This is a genomic window from Spongiibacter pelagi, assembly GCF_014705705.1.
Lineage (GTDB): Bacteria > Pseudomonadota > Gammaproteobacteria > Pseudomonadales > Spongiibacteraceae > Spongiibacter > Spongiibacter pelagi.
Genome location: NZ_JACXLD010000023.1, coordinates 1 through 7,266, shown reverse-complemented (window position 1 = coordinate 7,266; position 7,266 = coordinate 1). Strand labels below are relative to the sequence as shown.

General features: G+C 53.7%; 7 protein-coding genes. 3 read left to right on the top strand and 4 right to left on the bottom strand.

The window, feature by feature from the left end; translation table 11 throughout:
• Window positions 1-78: 78 nt before the first annotated feature.
• The 4 genes from IB286_RS15000 to IB286_RS14985 form a co-directional block, all read right to left on the bottom strand.
• The gene (locus IB286_RS15000; protein ID WP_008250624.1) at window positions 79-414 is read right to left on the bottom strand and encodes a hypothetical protein; all 336 of its coding nucleotides are present in this window, start codon (window positions 412-414) and stop codon (window positions 79-81) included.
• A gap of 52 nt (window positions 415-466) precedes the next feature.
• Window positions 467-1,327, bottom strand: coding sequence for a copper resistance protein B (locus tag IB286_RS14995; RefSeq protein ID WP_008250623.1), 861 nt, complete (start codon window positions 1,325-1,327; stop codon window positions 467-469).
• Entirely contained in the window at window positions 1,324-3,171 is a 1,848-nt protein-coding gene (locus tag IB286_RS14990) for a copper resistance system multicopper oxidase (RefSeq protein ID WP_008250621.1), read from the bottom strand. Before IB286_RS14990 ends, IB286_RS14995 begins: the two co-directional genes overlap by 4 nt.
• Window positions 3,172-3,369: 198 nt before the next feature.
• Complete coding sequence (locus IB286_RS14985) at window positions 3,370-4,122, bottom strand: MauE/DoxX family redox-associated membrane protein (RefSeq protein WP_008250619.1); 753 nt, start codon at window positions 4,120-4,122, stop codon at window positions 3,370-3,372.
• Between the two features lie 202 nt (window positions 4,123-4,324).
• Here IB286_RS14985 and IB286_RS14980 point away from each other — a divergent pair, with 202 nt between their 5' ends.
• The 3 genes from IB286_RS14980 to IB286_RS14970 form a co-directional block, all read left to right on the top strand.
• The gene (locus IB286_RS14980; RefSeq protein ID WP_008250617.1) at window positions 4,325-5,017 is read left to right on the top strand and encodes a heavy metal response regulator transcription factor; all 693 of its coding nucleotides are present in this window, start codon (window positions 4,325-4,327) and stop codon (window positions 5,015-5,017) included.
• Entirely contained in the window at window positions 5,004-6,437 is a 1,434-nt protein-coding gene (locus IB286_RS14975) for a Cu(+)/Ag(+) sensor histidine kinase (protein ID WP_190766946.1), read from the top strand. The genes IB286_RS14980 and IB286_RS14975 overlap by 14 nt, the downstream gene beginning before the upstream one ends.
• Window positions 6,438-6,821: 384 nt before the next feature.
• Window positions 6,822-7,266 (top strand): transposase zinc-binding domain-containing protein (locus tag IB286_RS14970; RefSeq protein ID WP_190766944.1); only part of this gene is annotated, 445 nt, incomplete at its 3' end.

Genomic DNA, 7,266 nt, shown 5'->3' with positions numbered 1-7,266 from the left:
CCAAAGGCCGAAGAAGATACTGAAACTTGAGCTAAATTAAAATTAATAGTGGCTTGGAGGCCAGTAAATACGGGGACTTCAGCGGTTTTTGCAGTATTTGGGGGCAAAATCCCTAGGACCCCAGTGTTGGTGTTCTGAATGTTGCTCGCCTGAGCTTTTTTCGTTGTCCTGATGATCAGCCTGCGCTTGATCCTTTTCAGAGTCGTTATTATGCGTGTCATTCATGCATTGTTTCATCATGGCTTGCATCACAGGATCATTCATATCCATCTTGCTGTGATCCATATTTTTCATGGCTGCACAATCCGGCTTTTCAGCGTCTTTCATATGCTCTTTAGGATCATGGGCCTGTGCAGATAAAGCGATGCCCAGTGTGGAGAACACGATGATAGTGGCTAGTGTTTTCATATTCATAAAGGTGTTCCTCATAGGTGTTTAAAAAGTTTCTATATCAACTTGGTGATTGTTAAAACCAGAATCGCAGTCCCGCGACGAATTGGGTGCCTGACGTATCTTGGCCTGCCGCGCGGCGGTAATCGGCTGTGTCGCCATAGGTGTCTGTCCATTCCACACCGATGTAGGGAGAAAATTGACGGCTGAATTCGTAACGCAGGCGCAAGCCCAAGGCGAGATCCGAGAGGCCCGACCCCAATCTATTATCAAGATCATCCTTGCCATACAGATTCAGTTCCGCGCGGGGCTGTAAAATGAGCCGCTGTGTCAGCAGCAACTCGTACTCGGCCTCGGCAGAGAGTGCGGTCCGACCGTCGTCGCCAACATAGGCAGTCACATCCAGCTCAAACCAGTAGGGCGCCAGGCCTTGCATACCAATTGCCAGCCACTGGCGATCCTTACCTTCGTCATATTGGTCAAGTCGAACGCCGAATTGGGTGTCGAAATAGGCGTTGAGCGCATGGCCCCACAACAGCTCGGTAGAACTTTCTTCCAGCGTGCCGTCTGCGATATCACCCTCCGCTTTGATGACAAAGCGGTTGTAGGTGGTGCCATACCAGGCCTGTATATCGTAAACCGTGCTATCGCTGTCTTCCTGATACTCCAGGCGATCGCCCAGAACGGACCAGAAGGCGTGCTCGTCCGCCAGTTTCAGTTGCCGTGGCCCCGGCTGTGCATAGGGGCCTTCGGTCAAGGTGTAACCGTCGGAATAAGCGTGGGGATCGCGGGCATCGGCCGGAGCGCTGCCGCCCTGCATTTGTCCCATGTCTTGATGTTCAGGGCCGTGATCCATTTGCGCCAGGGCCGTATTTACTTGAAGGGCACCGACAATAACAACCAGTGTTGTGAGATATTTCACCGTATTAAGTCTCATGACACCACCACCTCGCGGAACATGCCCGCATCCATATGGAACAGCAAATGACAATGCCAGGCCCAGCGGCCCAGATCATGGGGTGTGGTCAGGTAGCTGATGCGCTGCGCTGGTTGCACGGGAATGGTATGGCGGCGCACTCGCAATTCACCCTGGTCAGTTTCCAGTTCGCTCCACATACCATGTAAGTGCATGGGGTGGGTCATCATGGTGTCGTTTTGTAGAATGATTCTAACGCGCTCATTGTGGCGCAGGGAGACCGGTGTGCTTTTGCCGAACTCCAGTCCGTCGAAGGACCAGCTATAGCGTTCCATATTGCCGGTAAGGTGTAGTTCCAGCTCTCTTGCGGGCGGGCGGCGGTCATCCAGCACACCATCGATGGATTTCAGGTCGGCCAGCGTCAGCACGCGGTGGCCCTGTGGGCGCAGCCCACGCTGGCTTAAGTTACGCAGGCCAATACCGGGGTCGTCGAGATTGGTACTTGGCGTATCCACCCGTTGGTCAACCGAAGCCCCGTATTCGGTTCGGGCGTGGCGTATGGTAGATGAAGGTTTGGCAAGCGGGTTCTCAGAACCCTGCTGCATGCCGTGCATACTGTGGTCCATGGCCATACCGCCGGACATTTGGGAATGATCCATCTTGGTTTGGCCCATGGAGTCCATTTTCATCATGTCGTGGCCCATGGCGCCACCACCCATTGCTCCCATCATATCCTTCATGGTTAACCACTCGGGGGGATCGGGCTCTGGCACCGGTGCGATCAAGCCCTGTTGCACGGCCAGAGTGCCGCGGGCATAGCCGCTGCGTTCCATGCTCTGGGCGAAGATCGTATAAGCGTCGTCCTGGGGCTCGACCATGACATCGTAGGTTTCGCCGGGGCCAAAGCGGAATTCATCCACAGTGACCGGCTCGACATCCTGGCCATCGGCCTGGATCACCGTTAACTTCAAACCGGGAATGCGAACATCATAAAAGCTGTTGCTGGCGGCATTGATAAACCGCAGCCGTACGCGATCACCGCGCTGGAACAAGCCGCTCCAATTGCCCGCCGGGGTGGTGCCATTCATCAGGAAGGTGAGGGTGGCCGCCGACAGGTCCGCCAGATCGGTCGGGTTCATCCGCATCTGGTTCCACATCTGGCGTTTTTCCAGTGCCGCCTGCAAGCCCAGCTTGGAGACATCGGCTGTGAAATCGAAAAAGGTGGGCTGATTGAAGTTATAGACATCGCTTTGCACTTTCAGCTTGCTGAAGGCGCGCATCGGGTCTTCGTCGGTCCAGTCGGAAAGCTGTACCACGTAATCCTGATCGGCGCGGTGTCTTTCGCCTGCCCGTGGTTCAATGATCAGGGCGCCGTACATGCCCGTCATTTCTTGAAAGCCGGAGTGGCTGTGGTACCAGTAGGTGCCGCTCTGCCGTAGCGTAAAGCGGTAAACAAAGGTTTCCCCCGGTGAAATACCTGGGTAGCTGATTCCCGGTACACCATCCATTTGATAGGGCAGCAGTATGCCGTGCCAGTGAATGGAGGTGGCGACCGGCAAGCGGTTAGTGACGCGGATGGTGACGTCATCGCCTTCACGCAACCGTAGCGTCGGTGCCGGGATGGAGCCGTTGATAGTGGTCGCCATACGCGTGACGCCAGTGAAGTTGACGGGTGTTTCGGCAATCACCAAATCGATTTCACGGCCGCTGAGCACTGGCGCTGAGTCCAGCGCGGTCGCGCCTTTTGCGGCGGCCTGCAACCAGGACGGTGTGGCGGCCAGCACGCCACCGGCTGCCAGGCCCTGCACGAAGCGGCGGCGACTAAGCTGCCAGGGCTGTTTGGGTCGGGGGAAACCATGGGTCATGAGTCAATCTCTTTTGGGATAAGTGATGGTTGTTCCACGTTCTGACTCCGCATACTAGCGAGCCGAGCCTGTCACCCGCATGACTCCTGGATGACAACCTTGTAATCCTGCAAAATTGTCGCTAGGTGTGATGATTCGAGTTGCCGATTTAGGGTTGATGAATGGCTCTGGGGAGCAGGGTATGAAAAAAGCTTGCGGCTACCCCATAACACTTGCCTTGAGTAGCATCCATATTGCCATGCCAAGCATCATGAGGTTTTCAGTGAGCGATATAAATCCCAAGGGGACGTTACTCTCGCCACCTACACAGGCGCACTTGAGCTCTCTTTTGTCAATGTACACGGCTTTAAATACCGAGACGGCACCGACAATCCCTATGAAAAAGGCAATTGGTATCGATACAAAAGGCAATACTCCGGCTATCATTAGCAAGCCTGCCAGGCCTTCACCATAGGGATACACGTACCCGTAAGGCACCCATTTTTGGGCAAGAAGATCATAGTTAAGAAACATGGTCGAAAAGCTTTCGACATCACGTATTTTCAAATAGGCAAGACCACACATTGAAAAAGCGATGAACCACTCGAAAGTGCGTAAAGACAGCCATTGCCCTTCAACAACCGAAGCCGAACCCGTGGCCATCAGAAAGGTCATAGAAAACAGAGCAATAACGGGCCAGTAAGTTTGTTCATTTTTGTCTTTTGGTTCTTTCCTAAAATACACAAGTAGGTCGTCGTACCCACCGATTCGGTCACCTCCCAGAAAGGTCTGAGGAGTGGTTTCAACATTATGCTTGTGCTTAAAAGCTTCGGTTTCCTCGTGATTTTTAAGGTGATGATCTTCTACCTGGAACCCTTGGGTCTCTAATAAATGTTTCGATTTTAAGCCATAGGGACAGAGATGATCCTCCATCACCATCCGGTACAGTTCAGCTGTCTTGGTGCCTGACATCGGTGTTCCCTCCTTTATATGACTGATATGACTGAATGAACAGCGCTTGAGGTGTCCTTCTGATGATGATAGTAGTAGGCTCCTGTCTTAAACATGACCATAGGATTACATATATGTAATCCTATGGTCATGTTTCTGTTGGGAAGAGGCAGATAGTCTTGAAGGAAACCCGGCATATATTGATAGTAGGAGCGGTGAAGCGATGCGGCTATTGGTGGTCGAAGACGAAATCAAGACCGGCGATTATTTACAGCAGGGGCTGACCGAGGCAGGCTTTATGGTCACGCTCGCGCGCAATGGCCTCGACGGCCATCATTTGGCGATGACCGAAACTTTTGATTTACTGGTGCTGGACGTCATGCTGCCGGACGTCGACGGCTGGCGGATCGTGCAGTCGTTGCGCGAGGCTGGCCGTCAGACGCCAGTGCTGTTCCTAACCGCCCGCGACAGCGTGGATGACCGCGTTAAAGGCCTTGAATTGGGGGCTGATGATTACCTGGTCAAGCCCTTCGCTTTTGCCGAACTGCTGGCCCGGGTGCGCACTCTGTTGCGCCGCAGTGCGGTGCCGGTGATGACGGATCAGATCAGGGTCGCCGACCTCACCCTGGATTTGCCGCGGCACCGGGCCACGCGCGCCGGTCGCAGGATCAATCTCAGCCACAAGGAGTTTTGCCTGCTGGAACTGTTGGTCCGGCGGCAGGGTGAAGTATTACCGCGCTCCTTGATCGCCTCCCAGGTATGGGACATGAACTTCGATTCCGACACCAATGTGATTGATGTGGCCATACGGCGCCTAAGAGCAAAAATCGATGACGATTTTGAGCCCAAGCTGATTCACACCGTGCGTGGCATGGGTTACAAGCTGGAGGTTGAAGACGACCATGACGAAGGTTAGCCTCGTCCGGAGACGACCACTGTCACTCAACAGCCGGGTGATGCTGTTTGTCGCGATGGCTATCGGTTTCAGTTTACTGATGATCGGTTATCTCGTGCTGAATGAAGTAGAGCGCCATTTTGCTGAACAGGATGCCGACGAGTTGGTGGTGATTACTCGTGCTGTTGAAGACGCTCTACAATCGGCGAAAGATCAGGACTCGGCACCGGAGGGCGCCCTTGCGCGAGCTGTTTCTGGTCACCATGGTGTCTACTTTCAAGTGTGGGATGATGCGGGACGTTTGGTCTATGGTCCTGAGGAGGGTGGACCTTCGCCACAAGAAAACACCTATTCTCCTGTGAGCCGTATTCAGGTAGACAATCTTTATACCTGGCAAACTGATGGCAAAACCTACCGTGGCACTATCACGCATACCCGCATTGAAGACCAGAATTATCGCATCGTTGCTGCTATCGATATGGATTTCCATATCCACTTTCTGGAAAATTTTCGGCGCAGTTTGTGGATGATTATGGTGCTGGCAGGCGCGGTGACTCTCTTGGCGGCCTGGTATGGCGTGCACCAGGGGCACGCGCCCTTGCGCGAGCTGAGTGCGACAATGAGTGATATTCAGGCGGATCGCCTTCATGTGCGTCTAGACCCTAACACCGTTCCCCGGGAACTGCAAAACCTTGTCTGTTCCTTTAATCATATGATTGGCCGCTTGGAAGACAGCTTCGTTCGACTATCCTATTTCTCCGCCGATATTGCCCATGAATTGCGCACGCCTTTGACCAACCTGATCACCCAGACCCAGGTGGGTTTGGGTAAGTCCAGAAGCCTGGAAGAATATCGCGAACTGCTCTACTCGAATCTTGAAGAACAGGAGCGCCTGACCAAAATGGTCAACGACATGCTCTGGCTGGCCCAGAGCGAACACGGCCTGCTCAAGCCTGTCTGGGAACCGCTGGATCTGGCTCGGGAAGTGCGCGAGCTGTTCGATTTTTTCGAGGCCCTGGCGGAGGAAAAGCACATCCAATTGGTGTTGGAAGGAAAGGCACCGATTATACAAGGTGACCGCGCTATGCTGCGTCGCGCATTGTCCAATCTGCTGTCCAATGCAATACGCCACACACCAGTGGGAAGAAGTGTGCTGATCCGTCTGGATTCATCGGGCGAGGGTAGGGCGTTACTCAGCGTACAGAATCCGGGGCCAGAAATTCCAGCCGAGCATTTGCTCAGGATTTTCGACCGGTTTTACCGGGTCGATCCTTCCCGGCAACGCCAAAGCGAAGGTGCTGGCTTGGGGCTGGCTATCGTCAAGTCCATAGTCGAGGCCCATGAAGGAAACATCGCGGTGATCTCCGAACGCGGCGTCACGCGCTTTACGATCAGATTTCCCAGAACAGGTGATGCAGGGAATATTGCGATGCGTGGTTAGCATCGAAGGCTCGTGTCGAGAGAACTGTAAAATTGTGAACGTCAGTATTAGGCTGTTGATATTCAATAGGGATGGAGCATTTCTATAGTGCTGGTAGGATTTTGGTCAAGGCTGGTTGGCTCGCGGCCTTTGAATTGACCCGTTTTCAAAAAAAGGATTTATTTTTAAGAAATTTCTGAGCATGGTATTTTTCATGGTATTACCGATTAGCGGGAAAATAAGTCGTTGAATACAAAAGATAAAAATGGCTTATTGATAATCGAGTGGGAGTGACGGGCACTGGCTGGCAATGTCTAGCAACGGCAGGCATTTCGGCTGAGGGTAAAAGAACTTTCCGCTAAGCGATAGACTGTATGTAAACACAGTATTGCAAGGACGCGGAACATGCCTCATGTGGCGGCCAGGACGGCCAGCCGGGATCGGGATACTGGTCGTTACCAGAGCCACCGACCCGAGCAAACCCTTCTCTATCAGATCGTTGACGAGTATTACCCGGCATTCGCTGCGCTTATGGCAGAGCAGGGAAAGGAATTGCCGGGCTATGTGCAACGGGAATTTGAAGAATTTCTCCAATGCGGGCGGCTGGAGCATGGCTTTCTACGGGTTCGCTGCGAGTCTTGCCACGCCGAGCACCTGGTCGCTTTCAGCTGTAAGCGTCGCGGTTTCTGCCCGAGCTGTGGGGCGCGGCGGATGGCCGAAAGTGCCGCCTTGCTGGTTGATGAAGTACTGCCTGAACAACCCATGCGTCAGTGGGTGTTGAGTTTCCCGTTTCAGCTGCGTTTCCTGTTTGCCAGCCGGCCCGAGATCATGGGGCGGGTGCTGGGCATCG

Bases quoted from the DNA above. Each gene is read 5' to 3' on its own strand.
- IB286_RS14985 (WP_008250619.1), bottom strand. From the start codon at position 4,122: ATGTCAGGCACCAAGACAGCTGAACTGTACCGGATGGTGATGGAGGAT.
- IB286_RS14980 (WP_008250617.1), top strand. From the start codon at position 4,325: ATGCGGCTATTGGTGGTCGAAGACGAAATCAAGACCGGCGATTATTTA.
- IB286_RS14975 (WP_190766946.1), top strand. From the start codon at position 5,004: ATGACGAAGGTTAGCCTCGTCCGGAGACGACCACTGTCACTCAACAGC.
- IB286_RS14995 (WP_008250623.1), bottom strand. From the start codon at position 1,327: ATGAGACTTAATACGGTGAAATATCTCACAACACTGGTTGTTATTGTC.
- IB286_RS14990 (WP_008250621.1), bottom strand. From the start codon at position 3,171: ATGACCCATGGTTTCCCCCGACCCAAACAGCCCTGGCAGCTTAGTCGC.
- IB286_RS15000 (WP_008250624.1), bottom strand. From the start codon at position 414: ATGAATATGAAAACACTAGCCACTATCATCGTGTTCTCCACACTGGGC.